General features: G+C 49.8%; 15 protein-coding genes. 5 read left to right on the top strand and 10 right to left on the bottom strand.

Going from position 1 to position 17762, the window contains the following annotated elements:
* The first annotated feature begins 17 nt into the window (after window positions 1–17).
* Both U8T64_RS10140 and U8T64_RS10145 read left to right on the top strand, forming a co-directional pair.
* Entirely contained in the window at window positions 18–806 is a 789-nt protein-coding gene (locus tag U8T64_RS10140; protein ID WP_322183295.1) for a glutamine synthetase beta-grasp domain-containing protein, read from the top strand.
* 38 nt (window positions 807–844) lie between these two features.
* Window positions 845–1438 (top strand): ANTAR domain-containing response regulator, encoded by a 594-nt coding sequence (locus tag U8T64_RS10145; RefSeq protein WP_322183296.1) that lies wholly within the window; start codon window positions 845–847, stop codon window positions 1436–1438.
* Window positions 1439–1734: 296 nt separating this feature from the next.
* Here the strand turns inward: U8T64_RS10145 and U8T64_RS10150 are convergent, their stop codons facing one another.
* The 5 genes from U8T64_RS10150 to U8T64_RS10175 form a co-directional block, all read right to left on the bottom strand.
* A complete protein-coding gene (locus U8T64_RS10150) occupies window positions 1735–3546 on the bottom strand; it encodes a restriction endonuclease FokI C-terminal domain-containing protein (protein WP_322183297.1) in 1812 nt (603 codons plus the stop codon).
* Window positions 3539–4390 carry a Dam family site-specific DNA-(adenine-N6)-methyltransferase gene (locus U8T64_RS10155; protein ID WP_322183298.1) on the bottom strand — a complete coding sequence of 284 codons (852 nt, stop codon included), beginning with the start codon at window positions 4388–4390 and terminating at the stop codon, window positions 3539–3541. The genes U8T64_RS10150 and U8T64_RS10155 overlap by 8 nt, the downstream gene beginning before the upstream one ends.
* A gap of 4 nt (window positions 4391–4394) precedes the next feature.
* Window positions 4395–5402, bottom strand: coding sequence for a DNA adenine methylase (locus U8T64_RS10160; protein ID WP_322183299.1), 1008 nt, complete (start codon window positions 5400–5402; stop codon window positions 4395–4397).
* Between the two features lie 124 nt (window positions 5403–5526).
* Window positions 5527–6294: a hypothetical protein gene (locus U8T64_RS10165; RefSeq protein ID WP_322183300.1), complete on the bottom strand. Its 768-nt coding sequence runs from the start codon at window positions 6292–6294 to the stop codon at window positions 5527–5529.
* A gap of 977 nt (window positions 6295–7271) precedes the next feature.
* Complete coding sequence (locus U8T64_RS10175) at window positions 7272–8504, bottom strand: helix-turn-helix transcriptional regulator (protein WP_322183301.1); 1233 nt, start codon at window positions 8502–8504, stop codon at window positions 7272–7274.
* Window positions 8505–8818: 314 nt separating this feature from the next.
* Between U8T64_RS10175 and U8T64_RS10180 the strand changes: the two genes are divergently transcribed.
* The 3 genes from U8T64_RS10180 to U8T64_RS10190 all read left to right on the top strand — a co-directional run bounded on the left by U8T64_RS10180 (window position 8819) and on the right by U8T64_RS10190 (window position 11648).
* The gene (locus U8T64_RS10180; protein WP_322183302.1) at window positions 8819–9973 is read left to right on the top strand and encodes an aldo/keto reductase; all 1155 of its coding nucleotides are present in this window, start codon (window positions 8819–8821) and stop codon (window positions 9971–9973) included.
* Window positions 9974–10041: 68 nt separating this feature from the next.
* Window positions 10042–10716, top strand: coding sequence for an AlkZ-related protein (locus U8T64_RS10185; protein WP_322183303.1), 675 nt, complete (start codon window positions 10042–10044; stop codon window positions 10714–10716).
* A 128-nt stretch (window positions 10717–10844) separates the two neighbouring features.
* Window positions 10845–11648 carry a ThuA domain-containing protein gene (locus U8T64_RS10190; RefSeq protein ID WP_322183304.1) on the top strand — a complete coding sequence of 268 codons (804 nt, stop codon included), beginning with the start codon at window positions 10845–10847 and terminating at the stop codon, window positions 11646–11648.
* 230 nt (window positions 11649–11878) lie between these two features.
* On the opposite strand, the gene U8T64_RS10195 is transcribed toward U8T64_RS10190, so the two are convergent.
* The 5 genes from U8T64_RS10195 to U8T64_RS10215 all read right to left on the bottom strand — a co-directional run bounded on the left by U8T64_RS10195 (window position 11879) and on the right by U8T64_RS10215 (window position 17533).
* Complete coding sequence (locus U8T64_RS10195; RefSeq protein ID WP_322183305.1) at window positions 11879–13057, bottom strand: Gfo/Idh/MocA family protein; 1179 nt, start codon at window positions 13055–13057, stop codon at window positions 11879–11881.
* Window positions 13058–13112: 55 nt separating this feature from the next.
* Window positions 13113–13940 (bottom strand): sugar phosphate isomerase/epimerase family protein, encoded by an 828-nt coding sequence (locus U8T64_RS10200; protein WP_322183306.1) that lies wholly within the window; start codon window positions 13938–13940, stop codon window positions 13113–13115.
* Between the two features lie 61 nt (window positions 13941–14001).
* A complete protein-coding gene (locus U8T64_RS10205; protein WP_322183307.1) occupies window positions 14002–14904 on the bottom strand; it encodes a carbohydrate ABC transporter permease in 903 nt (300 codons plus the stop codon).
* Window positions 14905–14916: 12 nt separating this feature from the next.
* Window positions 14917–15867 (bottom strand): ABC transporter permease, encoded by a 951-nt coding sequence (locus U8T64_RS10210; RefSeq protein ID WP_322183308.1) that lies wholly within the window; start codon window positions 15865–15867, stop codon window positions 14917–14919.
* 91 nt (window positions 15868–15958) lie between these two features.
* A complete protein-coding gene (locus tag U8T64_RS10215; RefSeq protein ID WP_322183309.1) occupies window positions 15959–17533 on the bottom strand; it encodes a DUF3502 domain-containing protein in 1575 nt (524 codons plus the stop codon).
* Between the last annotated feature and the right edge of the window lie 229 nt (window positions 17534–17762).

Below are 17762 nucleotides of genomic sequence, written 5' to 3' on the forward strand. Positions count from 1 at the left end.
GGAGAAATGACATCGCTATGAAATTTACCTGGGACGATGTGATACAGTATGTGGAAAGCGAGGACGTGAAGTTTATCCGCCTGGCGTTCTGCGACAAGCAGGGCAGGCAGAAAAACGTGGCCGTCATGCCCGGTGAGCTGCCGGAGGTCTTTGAAAACGGCTTTCCCCTGGAAAGCAGCGTGCTGGAGGGACTGCCGGAGGGAAAGCTCCTGCTTTTCCCCGATCCCGAAACGCTGATCCAGCTCCCCTGGCGGCCCCAACACGGGAAGGTGGCCCATATGTTCTGCGACCTGTGCCTGCCGGACGGCTCCCCCTTTGAGGAGGATCCCCGCCGGCAGCTGAAGCTGGCGGCAGAGAAAAAACCTTCCGGTCTACTGCTCAACGCCCTGATGGAATTCACCCTGTTCCGGCTGGACGAGCACGGGCTGCCCACGGAGGATCCCTGCGACTGTGCCGGGTATCTGGACATTGCCCCGGAGGACCGGGGAGAAAATGTGCGCAGGGCCATCTGCCTGACATTGGAGCAGATGGGGATCCAACCCAAGGGCTCCCTCCACGCCAAGGGCCCTGGGCAGAACCTGATCCTTCTCCACAGTGCCGGTCCGCTGGCTGCGGCGGATCGCATGGTGATCTTCCGGGCTGTGGCGCGCACCATTGCCGCCCAAAACGGTTTTTATGCCGATTTTTCTTATCCTGCAAATCATATGATCCTGTTGTCGTATCATGATGGGCAGGAAACGCGGTTCCCGGTAGAAGGTCCGGAGCAAAATCCCTATAGTTTGATCGCCCGGTTACTTCGAGACTAAACAGGCTTTTCCAGTATTTCAGGAAAGGAGGCGGGCCTATGGTGTTTCAGCCTAACACATATAGTGTATTGTTGGTTTCTGCGTCAAAAAAACTGAATCAGGCCCTCTCTTCCTTTCTCTCTCCGGGGGAATATGAGCCTGTGGTCACGGCGGGCAGCATTGGAGAAGCAAAGCGCCTTTTGCTGGAACAGGATTTTGATTTGGTGCTGGTCAATTCTCCTCTGCCGGACGACCCCGGAATAGATTTTGCGGAGGAGGCCTGTGCCAAAACGGACGCGGGAGTGCTGCTGCTTGCGGGAACGGATTTTTTTGAAGAGCTTCACTATCGGGTGGTGACCAGCGGGGTCGTCGCTCTTTCAAAGCCCAGCAGCGGCGTTCTATTCGCTCAAGCCGTCCGCGCGTTGTGTGCCACGCGGGAGCGATTACGTCGGCGGCGGGAAAATCAAGCCACCGTAGAAGAAAAAATTCGGGAGCTGCGGATCGTCAACCGCGCCAAGTGGCTTTTGATTGAACAGAAGCATTTGACCGAGCGGGAGGCTCACCGCACCGTCGAACAGCTCGCTATGGAACGCAGGGTCACCCTGCGCCAAGCCGCGGAAGCGCTATTGCAAGAGTGCCCCCACGAAACATAAAAGCCATGCTGGAGTTGGTGTTTTCTTTTCTGCGGGTCAGATTTTGAACGGGCTTTTTTACTCAAAAATGTCGTTGACAGCTTTGTGATACCGATGATGTTCTGATGAACACGACAATTCTCCCTACCGGTATTCCGTTTTTGATAAACCACCTGCGGAGTGGATCGTAAAAAGCATACCGTTCAATGCCTCAAAAAACAGCTGAGCGGCGGGCAATGCCCGCCGCTGTACAAGAGGATATGCTGCGAATGCACTAATGAACTGTGATCCCACAGATATAGAAAAAGAATCAAAACTTACATTCTTTCACACCCAGCTTCATCATTGCCCCTTAGCACATCAAAGCTCTCCTCATACGCCAGTTCTCCGGAGCTGACTCTTTCCGCAAACAACAGCAAATTTTTAGCGGAAATCACCGATCCACAATAACCTGTCCTGTCGTGGATATAACGGATATTATCCAGAAATGAGCCACGAAATTCTGAAGAAACAAAGAGAAAACTAAAATTCTGAACTTCATCGCTGAAGTTCTCCCACCAGTGGTTACGATTGATGTCGCCTCTTGATTTGTTTTCTTCAATGTAACGAATCATTTCGTCCGCCTGCGGGATTGGCAGGTTATATCCATTGGAATAGGCTTTTGTATCGACGATCACACCGTCTGCGTTTTTATAGAACAGACCATCGGGCTTTCGAGAGCCACCGAGATGCAGACCCTGAAAATCCAGTTCTTCTGTCAAAAGAGACATGGTTTCAATTTCAAACTCTCGGCTTGAATTGTGGTCATAAGCCAAATCAATCAATGCCAAATATCTGTGGTCAATGCTGGTCAACTGCGCTCTCACTTCATCTTTCACTACAGAAAGCTCCGTCCTTTCTGTATACACAGCCTCAGCAGGAATTTCCAACTGAACAATTTCGTCTTTCAGCTTATAGCGTGCATCCCTGCGTTCAATTTCCAAGCCAATATCAGTGAAATTTTGCAAATCGTCTTGAATTGTCACTGTAGAAGCTTCGATTTCTTTAGCGGCGAGATACACTTGAATCTCTTCTACAGTCTTAGGACTGACAAGGGATTTCAAGATATAACATCTTCGATTGCGAAGATAATTACTATCGGGCGCTGCCGTAGCGAGCATATTCCAGAATACAACTTTCGGAGAACGGCGATGCCGGCTTCTCCCCAAAATCCGATTCAAACGGGACAGACCTTGTGCGGTTATCATATAGCTTTGTCCGATTTCCACGGTGTAATTTCTGCCAAGATACCACTCTGTAACGGTTTTCGGAATCTTTTCAATCCAGCCGATCTTACAAAGCCAACCGGCAATCATTCTGGCATATTTATCGCTGCTGCCCTCAAAATTTGCTCTGATTTCTGCTTTTTCTGCAAGAGTAGCTGCCGTGCATATCCCACCTACATAATAGGACTGCGGCAGGGAAGTGAATCCAGCCTCCCCAACAAAGCCAAGCTGTCTGCCAATCTCAAATTTTGTCAAATGCCCTTGTTCTGCTAACAGTCTTAAGACACGGCAAGCGGGCGGATAGGATTCCAACGCTTCTCCCAGAATAACCTTTTCTTCATCACTTCCAGCTTCACATAGCGCAAAACGCCGCCCAAGATTTGAAATACTACAGCTATCTGTATCGGAATCATACTTAATAAACGCAAGAGAAATACCCCAGCGGATAAAGCTGTCTGTTGACCAGTCGCTCTGGTAAGGCTTCTTTTCTCCGTTGGGCATATTCTTCTGCGCCGGTACAGCAGCTTGTCCAATGCCGGAGCAAGCTGCGTTTCCCCGCCCGCCTTTGCGAACAATCCTTTCTGCTTCTTCCTCTCTGTAACCAAACATTTCAATATTTTCCGCAACAGTAAGCTGGTTGGAAGAGCCGCTTCCTCGCAGAAGACTGTATGGAACAGCATTGCAGTTCTCTCCCGTAATCGCCATTATCAGCTCCTGCCGCCCATATCTTTCCGGCACATAAGCAGGAATCCATTGTTCCCGCAAAAGGGTATTCAATTCCGAATCGGGGGTGATAGCAGCCAAAACTCTTTTCAAATTTTCAAAGGAGCCGCCGTCCTGAACCCAGCCAAAAGCTCTACTCATTCGTAATCAACACCTCTTTCGTGGAAGTGTTTCTATCGTTTAAGTGGTAACTGCAATTTCCATATGCACGGTCAATCACATACGTTGTATATTTCTCCGCCCACCGCTTCAATGAGGTATGTTCCTGTCCCTTATGCTCCGTCACGTTTGAAAGGGCAAATTTCACACCCCGATCAGCCAAGGAATCCAGAATATCCATCAGATCAAGATCATCGTTTTTAGACCAACCCTTAAAGCCCCGTTTGCCGTCATTGTAGGAACCGATACTGAGCGAGTAAGGAGGATCACAATAAATCAAGTCACCCTCTTCCAAGACTGAAAAATCAAAATCACGGAAATCTGTACTGGAAAATTTGAAGGTCTCAATTCGCTCCACAAAAAACTGAAGCCGCTCTTGCAGAGCAGCATTGAAGCTGCTTCGATTCCTTCCAAATGGATTGTTGAATTCATGCTTGGAATTAAAGCGGAATTGATAATTGAAGCCATAATTCATCAGCAAATACAAATCCAGGGGATTTCTTTCAGAATGGTTGTAGAAGTTCCGAAATGCCAGATACCCTCCCTCATTCTCCTTGGAAAGCCCATATTCTTCGATCCTCTGTTCGGCATGAGCGAGAACCGCTTCGTAGCCGTTCTCTTGAAAAGCCCTATAAATATCAATGAGGTAACAGTTAATGTCATTGCAATATACATCTGCCGCATCTTCATTTACCGAAACATCCAGCCCGCCTGCAAAAAGGTCGACGAAGGTATTGCATTGCGGAAACAAAGGTAATATCTGCTCCAAAACACGATACTTGTTTCCTATATAATTCATGGGACTTTTCAGTAGTACCGTTTTCATGCTGTCACCTCATGTCGACAAAGTAAAGTTGTTCTTTCAGTCCTTTGGAGTTGTTCGGTATCTTGCTTTTGTACCGTCTGTACGGGATTTCCTTCAATTTCACCTTTCCATAATTAGAAAGCAAATCGGTAAGCTCTATTGTGGAAAGCAAGCCTTCATTGTTATAGCTTACAATTGCATATTTTGACTGAAGATTTTTGAACAAGGTTTGAAATGCATTTTTTACTTTCCCCTTTATGCAGAAATCTGACCTCTCATAATCCCTCATTCCGGTAACGCCATGTAAAGCAGGAGAATCATAACGTGCAATGGTTTCCAGCACATGATAATTGGGGCTATATTGTCTTTGGTTATAGGGGGGGTCAATGTAAACAAGGTCAAACCGCTTGTGCTTGCATAACTCTACCGCATCCATGTTGAACACCTCGCACTGATAGCGGCTTGGAACAATGGGAACGGGTTCCAAGTACAGCGGCTTGTATGTTCTGGCATCCCAATGCTTGAGATAAGCCGCATAGACTCCCGCAATATTTGAAACATAGGGAACTGCCAAAAGCAGTGATGTCAGCAGATAAAAATACTCATTTTCGGTGATTGAACTGCCAGAAAACCACAGTTCGATTTGCTGCCGAATGGCATCGATTTTTTTAGCGTTTCCTGGCTGAAAATACATTCGGGCAGAGGCTTCATTTGGGGAAAAGTTTTTGAAAACAAAGGAATTTTCTGACTCTTCTGGCTCTCGTAATCCATTCAAATAGGAAAACACGTCCATACCATTCAAGCCGCTGAAAGTCGGTGCGGTGTTCAAATCGAGATACCCACGGGCTATCACATAGCTCATGCACATCAGATCGTTGCTTATTACCTTGTACCCTTTTCGCTTGAAGAATTGAGAAACAACGCCTGAACCGCTGAACAGATCGCCAACTGTTTCGATGGGTCCTTTGATCTCTTCGGAAATGATATCATATATATCCTCAAGCAAAAGTGCCTTTGAACCAATGAAGCGCATAATCGCTCCTCCCGCATGGGCAGGCAACATATGCCATAATAGTTGAAAACAGTATACCACATCTAGGAGAAATTCGCAAGCTTTTCGAATCCTTGTTCGAGATTTTCTTAAAAGCAATGCGTGATTACAAATCACTTTGAAAAAGGTCAACGATTGCATCGATAAAAATCAATACAATTCCTATCTCTGACAGAGGAAAGTTGTAAGAAGCAAGTAAAGGGTAAGTCGGCGCTAATATACCGACTGCTAAAAGAAACGCCAACATCGGAATCAGTTGTCTGAATTCCGATTTCAACAAGCATGACCAAAATTTTGCACAAGTTTTCATAGGAATCCGCAAAACAATTTGGGTTAGATGTTTCACGAATGGAAGAAGTATAGCAAATAAAAAAGAAGTAAGTTCTAGCTTTTGTTGATTTGCAACTCGCAGTATACAAAGAAGAATAAAGGAAATGGCATACAACAAGTACACCAGCAAAGGGGCTAGCAGTGCTCTGATTTTTATATCATGCAGTACCTTTTTTGTGTTCTCATCACATTGCTCATTTAATTTTTTGTTATAAGGAACATTGATATCTTTTGATTTTTCATTCATTTCATTGCTTAAGAAAATCGCATATTTCAGATGTCTGTCAAAACAACTTCGGCGTAAAGAAACGGCACTTTCACTTCGCCTTTTGTCGTAAATAGTGTTCCTAAACGAGGTCCCTTCTTGTATCTGCTTTACGATTTCTTGTCTTAACTCAAAATTATTGTTTTTAAACTTTTGTTGGCAATCATACTGAATCTCTACAAATTGAAATTTCTTGTTTTCGCCGAATTTTCGACGGATGTAATATTCGCCGTTATGCTTAATTGCCACAAGGCACTTTTTTGTCTTTGGTTTTGCCATACAGAGTTTCCTCCATTTCATGTGTATAAAAAATTCTAGCATATACTCTTATACAATTTAATACTTCAAATTGTTATTAATCTATCAAAAAAGCTCTGCAACAAGAACTGCAAAGCAAAGATGACATGGTGCAATTTTCTTTGTTTTCAGCGTCTCGAATTTTGACCTGACTGTGAGTAAAAACTCGAAATATCATCAAGAAATCATCAGAAGGTTTTGGGGCGTGTACTTGCCACTTTGAAACGGCTCAACACTGCCAAAAAAATCCAGCTGCAATGTGGCTTAATTCAAATCCAACAGTCACTCTAAAACCGCATGCCGAGGGGTGAGTGTGTCCCGCCGGGACGACAGGCGAGAATCAAATCCTTCTGCCCCTGCAAAAAGTGAAACAGCTGCCCGTAAGGGTGACTATTTCACTTTTTTACTATATAGTTAACCACCGGCTAAGTCGGTGGAGAAAAGGAAAGCGAAAGTGTCAATTAGGTTTTAGGTTAAAGAAAAGGTCCCCTTTGATATAATGGAAACGGGTAACGCCAACGACATAAAAATCAAAGAAGGTCAGTCCAAATAGACGAGCAAAGTTTATTACATGAAATGGAAGTGCCAATATCACATCGTGCTGGTATCGAAGTACCGCAGGAAAAGTGGTGTATGGGAAACTACGAGCAAACATAGGAAAAATTTTAAGAAAGCTGTGTGAGTATAAGCCTGCAGAAACCATAGAAGTGCGTACCATACCGGATCGCATTCAACACCGCCCAAACTGAGCGCGGGGAATTCATGGGATAGAAGAAATGTAAGAAAGAAACGCCAAATCAAAAGTGCAGTTGGCGTTTCTCATTGTACGCCTTTAGGCGTCGCTGGTATCATGCCCTCTTAGAGCTTACCATTCATACCACGTCCTTTGGACGTGGTTTTTACCTCCGCCCGCTATTTTAGGCTCTGAGTGTTCCCGAATTTGAACATCAAAAACAATTTCACCGAATAGCAGCGGAAATCTCTTTGAGAGCTTCCTGCTCCAATTCCTTGCTTCTTCTCAGCATGGCAATGAGCGTTTGTCTTTTTTCTTTGGATTCGCCAATCGTCTCAGGGGATCTGTCCGATAAATCGTGTAAGCATTTTTCACACATGCTTATCATTTCCTCGTACTTGGAAATTGCCACTGTAAAGGGGCGGTGATCTATATCCATCAGGTTCTTGCTAAGCTCCAGAAATTGTTTGATGCGAAGCTTCCCCTCATAATGAATGAAAATGTGCGGAAACAGGCACTTTATGGCTATCATATCCTGATTGCTTTCCTTTTGAAGCTCCTGGCACCAGTTATCGTATATGACAGTTCCGTACCCAACCAGCGGCTCATCGGACACATTGCGCTCGTTTTGCAGGAGCGCAAGTCCCTTTTGCAAGGCTTCTCTGCATTTTTCCGAAGCGGGGACCGGCTTTGAACCTGGCTTGATCAGCAGCATGTCCGGCTTTTTCACATACCATGCCGGAAAGCTTTTCAGCTGCTCCATGGACATCACTGAATTCTTTTCATCATCGCCATCGAGAAACGGAAGTCCCTTCAACACCTTTCCCTGGTGAGAAAAGCCGGTTGCCAGTATCATGTCGGAATATTCCTGAGGGACAATAATTACGGGGTGTCCACTTAAAATGTTTTTTACGGCCAGACGTATAAAATCTTCTTCCGAGCAGTCCCTTCCGCTGTGAAGCTCTCCGGCCAGGCCATATACTGAAAGGCCGTTCATCAGTGCGTCTTTTGGCTCCCAGGAGTACCCGAAGCAGATGGAGGTAAACGCAGACTGTAAGATATATTCCGTGTCGTCATTTATCTGACGCCCCATAGGGTCCTTGCGCTCCTCAAGGCCCATTAACAGCTTGACCGCGGAGAGCATAGCCGGATATGCCATGCTTCGGGGCCAATTCCTGCCTGAAAAATTTGCGATAGGGGAATAGGGCAGCAATATATGTTCAAAATTTGCGGTTGCCGCAGGCTGGGCAAAGTTCGGAAAAAGAATAGCGTCCAGCGTACTGTTGAGTATTTCCGCCAATTTTACCAGCAAAGAAAGCTCCGGCATGGAATGGCCGTTTTCCCATTTACTCACCGCCTGGGGGCTGATATCCAGCCGACCGGCAAGGTCTTCCTGGGTCAGCCCCATGCTTTTTCTTAAAATTGCAATTTCCTTACCCGCTTTTACACTGTCCAACATAGAGATTCTCCTTATCTTGTTACTGGGATAGGCCCGCCTTTCTGGAATATTATAGTGGAGGCAGGTCTGTTTAGCAATATATGAGAGGTTGAATAGGAAAACAAAAAAACAACCTGTGGTTTACTTAGAATCCCTTTGAATAAATCGCACCTGGCGATCTGCCCGTTTTGTTTGCTTTTTGTTTTTCTGTGGGGCTTTCTTTCATTGCAAACTCAAAGACGGAATAAAAAAGAAATTGTGAAATTTTCCGCTGCCCTTTACAAGGAAAACGTTCTTTAGTATGATAAGAATAAGCTTTTTAGGGAGGGATTTCCATGAACTACCGCACGTTGGGACGTACCGGCCTGAAGGTCAGCGAGATCGGGTTGGGCAGCGAGGCGTTTGTCAATCAGTCCTTGGAATTCGGGGTGGAACTTGTTGACACTGCTCTTGACGCGGGGATCAATTATTTTGATCTTTATAACCCCGAGCCCTATGTCCGGGACGTGTTCGGAAAGGCCATGACGGGCCGCAGGGAGAAGTTCATCATGCAGGCGCATCTCTGTTCCGCCTGGCTGGACGGGCAGTATAAGCGCACCCGGAAAATGGACGAGGTTCGCGCCGCCTTTGCCGATCTGCTGAACCGCCTTCAGACCGATTATATCGACATTGGCATGATCCACTATGTGGACGAGCAGAAGGATTTTGACGCGGTGTTCGGCGGTGAAGTGCTGAAATTTGCCAAGGAGCAGAAGGCCGCCGGGAAGATCAGGCATCTCGGCATGAGTACCCACAACCCCAGAGTGGCCATTCAGGCGGTGAAAACGGGGGAGATCGACGTTATCATGTTCAGCGTTAACCCCGCCTATGATATTTTGCCGCCCAATGAGGACGTGGACACGCTCTTTGAAAAATCCACCTATGAGCAGCCCAATGTGCTGTCAAGCACCGACCCGGAGCGGCAGGAGCTTTACAGCCTGTGCGAAAGCCGGGGCGTGGCGCTCACCGTGATGAAGCCCTACGGAGGCGGCGCGCTTTTGAAAGCGGAGGAATCCCCCTTTGGCGCAGCCATGACCGTGAACCAGTGTCTGCATTACTGCCTGACCCGTCCGGGCGTTGCCGTGGTGCTGGCAGGGGCCCGCAGCGCGGAGGAGCTTTTACAGGCGGCCGCTTACTGTGACGCGGCGGAGGAAGAAAAGGATTATTCCGCGCTTTTGAGCAGCTGTCCGGCACACCCCTTTACGGATAAGTGCATGTATTGCGGGCATTGCGCCCCCTGCACGGTGGGGATCGACATTGCCACCGTCAATAAATTTGCCGATCTCTGCGAGGCCCAGGGAATGGTGCCGGAAACCCTGCGGGAGCATTACGGCGCGCTGGAGCAAAAGGCCGGAGCCTGTATTCAGTGCGGCGCCTGTGAGACCCGCTGTCCCTTTGGCGTGAAGATCATCGAGCATATGCAAAAGGCGCGGGATATTTTCGGAGAGTAAGTGCCTATCCCGAAATAAGATGTGCGCGGTTTATTTTGGGAGAGGCTCTAAGGAAAGCGGGTGAACCCATGAAACAGGAAGTAAGCTCCTGCAAGGCGATGGAAAGCATGGTAAAAGAGTACGGTATGCTTCCCATGTTTGAAAATCAGGTCCCGGGGTTTTCCATTGAGGAGCATACGCCCCGCAGCTTCTGGTTTGCTGAAAACACCGAAGGCCCCTGGGAATGGAAGGGCCCGGTGATCCGGCGGACGGGGGCGGCTTACGGCAAATTCTTCCGCAATAAGGCGGGGTACATCATGCCTGAGCTTTATCTGGATTTTGCCAATTACCGGCGGGACGGCTATGATTTTGACGCGCGGTATGACGATGGACTGGCTTCCCATACCGATTTGCTCATCTACAACGCCCTTCTGGAGCACGGCAGCCTGCTCACCGGCCAGTGGCGGCAAAAGAGCGGCTTTGCGGGCAAGGAGAAAAAGGGCGCGTTTGAAAACGCCGTCACCCGCCTGCAAATGCAGGGATATGTGATCATCACAGACTTTGAGTACGCGAAGGACAAAGACGGCAAAACCTACGGCTGGGGCATTGCCCGGTATTCCACACCGGAAGCGCGGTTCGGAACAGCCTTTACCGAACAGGTTTACCGGCACGCGCCCCGGGAATCCAAAGAGCGCCTGCTGGAAACGCTGCGAAGGCTCTGCCCGGAAGCAAAGGACAAGGAGCTTTTGAAGCTGGCGGGATAAGCGGCAGCACCGCTTGCGGCGCTTGTGCGGCCGACCAGAAAAGGCAAAACAAAATACGGCAATAGCGGAAAAGGTCTGGGCGAAGAAGCCCGGGCCGCTCCGTATGATTTCAGAAGGGAGCGGAAAATATGATCAATGTAACGGTTTGGTACGAGGCGCTGGAGGAAAGGGGAGAAATGCGGCCTGAGTTTGCCCCGCCCGGAAGCTCTGAGGAGCAGTTAAGACATTTCGGCGAGTTTCTGGAAAAATCGGCCGCCGGCGTGAAGGCGGCGTATCCCAATGGGCTGCTTCGCACGCTGTCCGATCATCTGCGTGAAAACGAGGATATGAACGTCACGTACACCACTTTGTACGACCCGGAGTTCGGTCTGCCGAACGAGCTGCTGGATAAAACGGACGTGCTTGTTTGGTGGGGGCATATGGCCCACCACGCGGTGCCGGATGAGCTGGCCTTTCGGGTGGTGGAACGGGTACAGCGGGGCATGGGCTTTATTGCCCTGCACTCGGCTCATCTCAGCAAGCCCTTCCGCTACCTGCTGGGCACCAGCGGCAATCTGAAATGGCGCGAGGTGGACTTCACCCGGGTGTACACCATGAACCGCACTCACCCCATTACACAGGGGATCCCCCAAACCTTTGAGCTGGAGCAGGAGGAGGTCTATTGCGAGCCCTTCGATATCCCCAAGCCGGACGACCTGCTGTTTGCCAACTGGTATCGGGGAGGCGAGCTGTTCCGCAGCGGCGCCACCTGGACCCGGGGCAACGGAAAGATCTTCTATTTCCAGCCCGGCCACGAGACCTTCCCTTCTTATCATAACCCCATTATCCTTCAAATCATTGTCAACGCGGTGCGCTGGGCCGCGCCTGTACAGTGGCTTGAAAAGCTTGAAAGCCCGATGATCGAGAAATCCCCGGAGGAATTGCTGAGATAAAGCGGTATTCCCGGTGCCCGTTTCAACTATGAAAAAAGCCAACCCTGTGTGCGGGTTGGCTTTTTTTATACTTCGTTTTTTCAGGGCCGATTCTTTATGGCATGCGCTGCGCGCAAGCGGTTGAAAAACATTTTCAGCTTGCAAGCCTTGGGAAGGACTTTGGCGCAGACACCGGCCTTTTGCCGCGGCTTGTTTCTGCCTTTTCCTCTTCTGTCACAACGCTTTTCGGGTCAAAATTCATAGTGAAAAATACCCCAGTCTGTTTCCTGTTCCCGAATTGCCATTGATGAGGAAAGAGACTCGATCTCATCGGCGGTGACTTCGCGGCCCAGTGCGCCGGAAAGGAAGATCCCTTCGCTGACCAGCATGGTTTGCAGCGCCAGCCACGCCGTATCGTACCGTTCCTTCAATTCTCCGGAAAGATAGGCGATCCAGCAAGCCTGGTCGTCCGCAAGAAACCGTGCGGAGGGATCCCGGAACACCTCGCTCCTGCCGTTTTCCTCGGCTTTTAAGTCGATATCCAGAAGAGAACCTTCCTTTGTGGTCAAAAATTTCAGGCCAAAAGAGGGATTTCCCTGTACCCACTCATCTGTCAGCCTCAGGCCGCCTTTGTCTCCCGCCAGAAAGGCGGGCCCAAACTCATCCATGTGGATCGCCCAGGCCTCCAGCACGTCCAGAGTCAGCCCATTTTCATAGGTCGCCAGTCCAACTCCCAGCTCTTCTACCTCCATACCCGCTTCTGAAGCTGTCCTTCCCAGGTAGGGCACTTTCTGATAGGTGTGTCCGGTCACCCGCTCCAGCTTGGGAGTTCCCAGAATGTAGAGCAGCTGGGAAATGTGATATACCCCCATATCATACAAAGCGCCGTGGCCGGCCCAGTGCCCGGAAATAAAATCCCTGGAAAACGCCGGAGGCGGAACGTCCAGCCCGGGCCGCATGCAGCGCCGCAGGCCCACAGAGCGTGCGTGATAAATCTGACCCAGCCGGCCATTTTCCACCATTTTTCGGGCAATGCGGCTTTGCGGGCGGAAGATGAAATCCAGGTGGATCGAAAGCTCTTTTCCGGACCGCTTCGCCTCTTCGTACAGCAGCTTTGCGTCCCGGTAAGAGCCCGCCATCGGCTTTTCGCAATAGCAGTGCTTCCCCGCGCGCAAAACCTCCAGGGCCATGGGAAGGTGGAGGTTGTTGTGCAGACAGACGTCTACCGCGTCAATATCCTCCCGCTTCAAAAGCTCCCGGTAATCTGTGTAGAGGTCTTGAATTTGGTATGCTTCGCCCCAAGCCTCCAGCTTCCTTCTGTCAAGATCACAGGCTGCCACCACCTTGGCGTTTGGAATGTTTTGATACCGTTCCATATGCTGCTTGGAGATCACACCCGTTCCGATCAAGGCCACACGAATTTCTTTCATAAACTCTCCCTTTCTTTTGTCGGCTATTAAAGATTTGCCTTTTTTCCGGCGGCGATCAACTGTTGGGAAGCACCGAGGGCGGCGCTACTTCCCAGGAACCGTCGTAGGAAAGGGGCGCCAGCACACGCCTGGCCTGGGCAAGCTGGAACGCCACGTTGCTGTATTCGTTGCTTGCCTTGTGGCATTCCACGCTCCAGCAGCCCTGATATCCCGCCGCCTTTAAGGCGGGGAGTACCCGATCCGCTTCCATGCAGTGTTCATAATTTATATGGATATGCATCGCCCTCTTGGCAAAGCGGCAATCGTTTTCGTCCTTCTCTTCCTCCGGTCCAAACCAGTTTCCGAGATGAAGGAGCAGCCCAAAATTCGGTTCGTTGACCTGCCGGAACAGGGTTTCGATCAGCGCGGGATCCCAGGAAGCGCCCCAGTGATTTTCCGGCCCCAGCTTCGCGCCGAACTTGGCGGCTTCCCGGCAGTATTCCCTGTATTTCTTTACCACATAATCCAGCTGTTTCTCACTTGCCTGCTCTTCCCGGATCCCCACGTCAATGCGGATCGTTTTGGCGCCCAATATTCTGCCTGCTCTGATATACTCCCAGGCCCGCTGTTCGTTTTCGTACCGCGTCTGGGGGTCGTTATCCCACAGGTGGGCCCGGTCACAGCAGAAGTTTACCACCTCCAGGCCCCGTTCCTCAATGGCGGCCTTCACCATTTGAAGATACGGTTCCTCTGTGGAATCGAGCATGCCGTTCCAGAGATCCGCTGTTTGCAGCCCATAGCGGTAACGCACCGTCTCCAAATAACCGAAAACGTCCATTGCGCCGAGATTTCGCAAGCCGTGGAAGGAATAAGACATCACCGCGAAATTTTGAAACTTGTTCATTTCTAATCACTCTCCTGAATATTTTTTCTTTTTATGAAGCTCCCCAAAAGCCCGCGATGGATCAGCCCTTTACGCCGCCCAGAGTAATGCCCTTTACAAAGTTGTTTTGGATAAACGGATAGACCAGGATCACGGGCAGAACACCCAATACCGCCATAGACATTCGTATGCCCTCGGAAGGAATATTTGCCAGCCCCACATTGGTGCTGGTAAGCCCGGCGGAGTTCGTTACAAGAAACTGAATGTTTTCCTGCATACGGTTCAGTAAATTTTGAATGCTGTAAAGATCCGTGGCGCTTGTGAGATAGATATAGCCGTTATTCCAATCGTTCCAATAGGCGATGCCCACAAATAAAGCGATGGTGGCGATGATGGGGCGGGCCATCGGCGCCGCGATGGAGCCGAAAATTCGGATCTCCCCGGCGCCGTCGATCCGCGCCGATTCCAGGATCTCCTCCGGGATCGCGGTGGCAAAATAGCTTTTTACCAGCATCACATTGAAGGCATTCATCAAAAGAGACGGCAGCAGCAGGCCCCAAAAGGTGTTTTTCAAATGGAAGATGGTGGTGTAATTGATATAGGTGGGAACCAGTCCGCCGTTAAACAGCATGGTGAAGAAGACCAGAAAGGTCAACACGCCTCTGCCCGGCATACCGGGGCGGGAAATGGCATAGCCCAGCAAAACCGTAATAACGGTTCCCAGAATCGTCCCGCAAAAAGTGAGAAGAAAGGAGATCATATACGCGTGAAGCACCTTGTTGGAACTGGTGTCAAAAATATACGCGTAGTTTTCCAGGCTCCAGGTGCGGGGAATAAAGTTGTATCCGTCCCGCAGCAGATCGTCGTTTGCCGTAAGGGACGAGGTAAACAGCAAAACGATGGGGATCAAAGCGCAAAGGGACATGATTGCCATAATGCAGTTGGCAATGATCTGAAAGACCCGTTCTTCTTTTGTCTTTACCATAAGCTCCTCCCCTTAAAACAACGCGCTTTCGCGGTCCAGCTTGCGTACCACCAGGTTTGCCCCAAGCACCAGAAGGAACCCCACCAGAGACTGATACGCGCCTGCCGCGGCGGACATCGTGATGTTTCCTACCTCCAGAAGCCCGCGGTACACGTAGGTGTCGATGGTCTGTGTGACCGGATAGAGAGCGCCGGAATTCATGGGCACCTGATAAAACAGGCCGAAATCGGAATAGAAAATTCGGCCGATGGCCAGCAGAATCAACAGAATGATCGTGCTTTTCAGCAGGGGGATCGTAATGCGGAAGATCTGCTGCAGCTTGGTGGCGCCGTCAATGATCGCGGCTTCATAATAAGTGCGGTCAAAGCCCATGATGGTGGCCAGATACACGATGCATTGATAGCCCACCGTTTTCCAGGCGCTTACAAATATCAGAATGAACGGCCAATACTCGGTTTTCGTATACCAGTTGACCGATTTTACGCCAAACAGGGGAAGGATCGTTTTATTGAAAAATCCATTGTCTACCCCCAGAAAAGCGAAAACCAGATAAGCTATGATCACCGAGGAAATCAGATACGGTAAAAGGATCGCGCTTTGATAGGCTTTTTTCGCTTTACTTGTCATCTCGCTGAGAAGGATAGCCACAGCTACGGAAAGCACAGTGTTTATGATGATAAAGGCCAGGTTGTACAGGATCGTATTGCGGGTGATATATCCGGCGTCATTTTGAAACAGGTAAGTAAAATTGGAGAATCCGGCCCAGGGGCTTCCCCAAATGCCGTCCCGGGCATTGTAGTTTTTGAAAGCCAGAACCAAACCGGGAAGCGGCATGTAATTGTTGATGAACAGATACACAAGGCCCGGAAGGGCCATCAAGTAAACCGGCAGGAACTTGACGATCCGTTTTCCCAGGCGCTGCTGGTTGGGCTGCCCGGTATGGGGGCGCACGCTTGTTTGCATTCTTTTCCTCCTTTCCAAATGCGGGGAAACCCAAGGGACGGCCCCTTGGGTTTCCCCTGTAGAAAGCTTTTTCTTGGCAGAAAGCTGATTGTCAGGAAATGCCGTTTTCACTGGCCCAAGCGTCCAGCTGAGCCTGTTTTTCGGCGATGTACTTATCCAGTCCGGCTGCTTTCAGGCGTTCCACCATCTCCGGAATTCCCTCATCGGGGTTCAAAAAGCCCATTTCCAGCTGCTTTGAATACTCGTTGTAAACATTGACCATTGCCGTGTACTCGTTCATCAGGGCAGAGTTGTCAAAGGTAAAGCCCAAAGCCTTGGAAACCAGAGCGTTGTCATTGAAGCTCTCGGTTTTCTCCCAAATGTCCAGGTCATCGCCTTCCCAAACACCGGCGATAAACTGGTTGGGCATTTCCCAGTTTACAGAATGGAGATAGGGGGAGGTATCGGCGTCTATGCCATCGGGATAGGTCATGTGGCCGTCGTCGGTTTCCACCCATTCAAAGTCTTCACGTCCCCAGCAGATCAGCCGGGAAAGCTCAGGGTTGGTGTAAAGCTCGTTTAAGAGCTGCATGGAAGCGGTTTTATCCGCCGTGGTAAAGCCGATGCACCAGGAGAGTCCGGAAACCGCGGAGGAGCTCAGAAAATCCTCCCCCTCCTGAAGCAGTACGATCTCCTGCGCGCAAAGCTTTGTTTCCTGCTGCCGAATGCCGGGCTTTGTTCCGCACAGATAGCTCATCAGAGTTCCAGCCCTGACCTCGGTGGTGACGTGAGCGTCGGAAGCCATGGCGTCCTGAGAAATGTAGCCCGCCTGATTCCAGTTGTAGAACATCTTACAATAATCGTAGTACAGATCGCTGGAGAAGAAATCTTCCGCCTTCAGGCTGTTTACGGGATCCAGCAATACGCCGAAATTGTCGCCGCCCAATGCGTCGTATAAGATGTTCTGGCTCAGAAGGCCGTACTTTGTAACGGTTTTGTCCGGGAACGTTTCGTGAAGCTCCGCAAGGATCCGTTCGATCTCGCCTTCTTTTACATAGATGATATCATCGTCTGTGTACTCATAGCCGATGCCGTCCAGATACTGGGCGGCTACCGCCAGCGCAAACTGGCCGATGGCCATGTCGCGCATGGTAGGAAGCCCGTAAATGCTCCCGTCTACCCGGCAGGGGTCAAGGTACTTCTGGTCAATGGTATCCAGGATCCCGGTGCCGTGCGTTTGAAGCAGGTTATCCTCTTCCAGGTTGAGCGCGTACCCATGATTTACCACGGCGGCGTAAGAATCAAGGCCGCAGGTGTTGAACAGATCCACCTGCTCGCCGCCGGAAAAGGCCAGGGTCAGGGCCTGCTTATAGGAACCGCCGTCGATAGGCACCAGGGTCACATTCGCGTTCATTTTCTCACGGGTGATCTCGCTCATGGCTGCGGCCACTTCGTCCTGCGCGTCCTGAGCGCCCATATGGGTTTGGAAATAGATTGTCAGATTTACCGGTTCCTTGTCACCGTTGTTCGATGGATCGGAGCTCTTTGTTTCTCCTTGGGAAACGCTTCCCGAGGCCTTGCTGCCGGGAGCCTCGGAGCTTTTGTCCGCTGAGTCCCCGTTACAGGCGGCTAAGCTGACGGCCACCATGGCCAGGCAGATGAGCAATGCAGCGATCTTTCGTTTCATTTCATTCATCCTTTCTCTGTTTTTTCTACTCTTCGTAAAAATGGAAATCTCCTGTTCACAGCGCTGTACGGTTTTTTGAGGCGGCGCCCATGTGACGCGGCTTGAGCACCGCCGCTTTCTATACAGCTTATCAAAATGTTCCCCCCCTTTTTTACAAGTTTTTATCAGCATAGCATAAATAAATAGGGAGAACAATCGACTGTAAGTTTACAAAAATTACTGATTTTTC

It is taken from the genome of Neglectibacter caecimuris (assembly GCF_034335015.1).
In the GTDB taxonomy this organism is placed as follows: domain Bacteria; phylum Bacillota; class Clostridia; order Oscillospirales; family Acutalibacteraceae; genus Acutalibacter; species Acutalibacter caecimuris_A.

Bases quoted from the DNA above. Each gene is read 5' to 3' on its own strand.
- U8T64_RS10160 (WP_322183299.1), bottom strand. From the start codon at position 5,402: ATGCGCTTCATTGGTTCAAAGGCACTTTTGCTTGAGGATATATATGAT.
- U8T64_RS10185 (WP_322183303.1), top strand. From the start codon at position 10,042: ATGAAACAGGAAGTAAGCTCCTGCAAGGCGATGGAAAGCATGGTAAAA.
- U8T64_RS10195 (WP_322183305.1), bottom strand. From the start codon at position 13,057: ATGAAAGAAATTCGTGTGGCCTTGATCGGAACGGGTGTGATCTCCAAG.
- U8T64_RS10180 (WP_322183302.1), top strand. From the start codon at position 8,819: ATGAACTACCGCACGTTGGGACGTACCGGCCTGAAGGTCAGCGAGATC.
- U8T64_RS10165 (WP_322183300.1), bottom strand. From the start codon at position 6,294: ATGGCAAAACCAAAGACAAAAAAGTGCCTTGTGGCAATTAAGCATAAC.
- U8T64_RS10175 (WP_322183301.1), bottom strand. From the start codon at position 8,504: ATGTTGGACAGTGTAAAAGCGGGTAAGGAAATTGCAATTTTAAGAAAA.
- U8T64_RS10200 (WP_322183306.1), bottom strand. From the start codon at position 13,940: ATGAACAAGTTTCAAAATTTCGCGGTGATGTCTTATTCCTTCCACGGC.
- U8T64_RS10210 (WP_322183308.1), bottom strand. From the start codon at position 15,867: ATGCAAACAAGCGTGCGCCCCCATACCGGGCAGCCCAACCAGCAGCGC.
- U8T64_RS10215 (WP_322183309.1), bottom strand. From the start codon at position 17,533: ATGAAACGAAAGATCGCTGCATTGCTCATCTGCCTGGCCATGGTGGCC.
- U8T64_RS10140 (WP_322183295.1), top strand. From the start codon at position 18: ATGAAATTTACCTGGGACGATGTGATACAGTATGTGGAAAGCGAGGAC.
- U8T64_RS10145 (WP_322183296.1), top strand. From the start codon at position 845: ATGGTGTTTCAGCCTAACACATATAGTGTATTGTTGGTTTCTGCGTCA.
- U8T64_RS10190 (WP_322183304.1), top strand. From the start codon at position 10,845: ATGATCAATGTAACGGTTTGGTACGAGGCGCTGGAGGAAAGGGGAGAA.
- U8T64_RS10205 (WP_322183307.1), bottom strand. From the start codon at position 14,904: ATGGTAAAGACAAAAGAAGAACGGGTCTTTCAGATCATTGCCAACTGC.
- U8T64_RS10150 (WP_322183297.1), bottom strand. From the start codon at position 3,546: ATGAGTAGAGCTTTTGGCTGGGTTCAGGACGGCGGCTCCTTTGAAAAT.
- U8T64_RS10155 (WP_322183298.1), bottom strand. From the start codon at position 4,390: ATGAAAACGGTACTACTGAAAAGTCCCATGAATTATATAGGAAACAAG.